Origin of the sequence: Herbaspirillum sp. B65, assembly GCF_000333555.1 — a bacterium.
GTDB lineage: Bacteria > Pseudomonadota > Gammaproteobacteria > Burkholderiales > Burkholderiaceae_D > Herbaspirillum > Herbaspirillum rubrisubalbicans.
The window spans coordinates 1-1,496 of sequence record NZ_BADI01001138.1; the positions used below are offsets into that span (position 1 = coordinate 1).

Annotated in this window: 2 protein-coding genes; both read left to right on the forward strand. The window is 60.8% G+C overall.

Translation table 11 applies throughout. From position 1 onward, the window contains the following. Positions 1-503: proton-conducting transporter transmembrane domain-containing protein (locus tag I5W_RS26760; RefSeq protein ID WP_044531542.1), on the forward strand; the 503-nt coding region annotated here is incomplete at its 5' end. A gap of 152 nt (positions 504-655) precedes the next feature. After that, positions 656-1,496 (forward strand): NADH-quinone oxidoreductase subunit N (locus I5W_RS26765; protein ID WP_044531543.1); only part of this gene is annotated, 841 nt, incomplete at its 3' end.

Consider the following 1,496-nt stretch of genomic DNA (forward strand, 5'->3'; position numbering starts at 1 on the left):
AGGGCGGTATCGTGCAGATGATCTCGCACGGTTTCGTCTCCGGCGCGATGTTCATGTGTATCGGCGTGCTGTATGACCAGATGCACACCCGCGAGATTTCGCAGTACGGCGGTGTGGTCAACAAGATGCCGCGCTTCGCCTTCTTCTTCATCCTGTTCTCGCTGGCCAACTGCGGCCTGCCGGCCACTTCCGGTTTCGTCGGCGAATTCATGGTGATCCTGGGTGCAGTGAAGTTCAACTTCTGGATTGGTCTCCTGGCTGCCACCGCCCTGATCCTGGGCGCAGCGTACTCGCTGTGGCTGGCCAAGCGCGTGATCTTCGGTGCCGTGACCAACCATCACGTGGCTGAACTGGTGGATGTGAATGGCCGCGAGTTCTTCATCCTGGGCCTGCTGGCGATCGCTACCCTGGTCATGGGTATTTATCCCGGCATCATCACCGACAGCATCCAGACCTCGGTGACCGACCTGCTGAAGCACGTGGCGGTCTCCAAGATCAACTGATCTGCGCAGAAGTGAAGGGCGGGGCGCTCGCGTCCCGCCGACAACCAAGCTGGGCAACAAAGAGTAACGAGACGAGCCGGTGTGGCATTGCCGGTCGGGCGGCGCGATCAAGGTCGCGACACAAGCGGGCGTACACAAGCGGTAGTAACTAAATGAATAACATGAATCTGATNCCTGTCTATCCGGAAATATTTCTGCTGATCGCGACTTCCGCGATCCTGCTGATCGATATGTTCCTGCCGGAAAGCAAGCGCGTCATCACCTATCTGCTGTCCCTGGCAGCGCTGGTGGTGTGTGCGGTACTGACCTTTGCCGACCTCAACACGGGCGCTACGGTCTACACGTTCAACAACATGTTCGTGTCCGATCCGCTGGCCAACCTGTTGAAGCTGTTCACCTACCTGGGTGTGGGCGTCACGCTCATCTACTCGCGCCAGTACAACACTGCTCGCGGCATCACCGGTGGTCCCCTGGGCGGCGAATATTACGCCCTGGCGCTGTTCGCGCTGCTGGGCCAGATGGTCATGATCTCCGGCAACAGCTTCCTGTCCATCTACCTGGGCCTGGAACTGATGTCGCTGTCGCTGTATGCCCTGGTGGCCCTGCGCCGTGACCACGCCGCTTCGACCGAAGCCGGCATGAAGTACTTCATCCTGGGCGCACTGGCCTCCGGCTTCCTGCTGTACGGCATGTCGATGCTGTACGGTGCGACCGGCGGTGCACTGGAGCTGAACGAAGTCTTCCGCGCCATCGTCTCCGGTACCGTTGACCGCACCCCGCTGGTGTTCGGCATCGTGTTCGTGGTGGCTGGCCTGGCCTTCAAGCTGGGTGCCGTGCCCTTCCACATGTGGGTGCCTGACGTCTACCAAGGTTCGCCCACCCCGGTGACCCTGCTGCTGGGTGCCGCACCGAAGCTGGCGACCTTCGCCATCACCTTCCGTCTGCTGGTCGAAGGCATGCTGCCGCTGGCCGTGGACTGGCAGCAGATGCTGA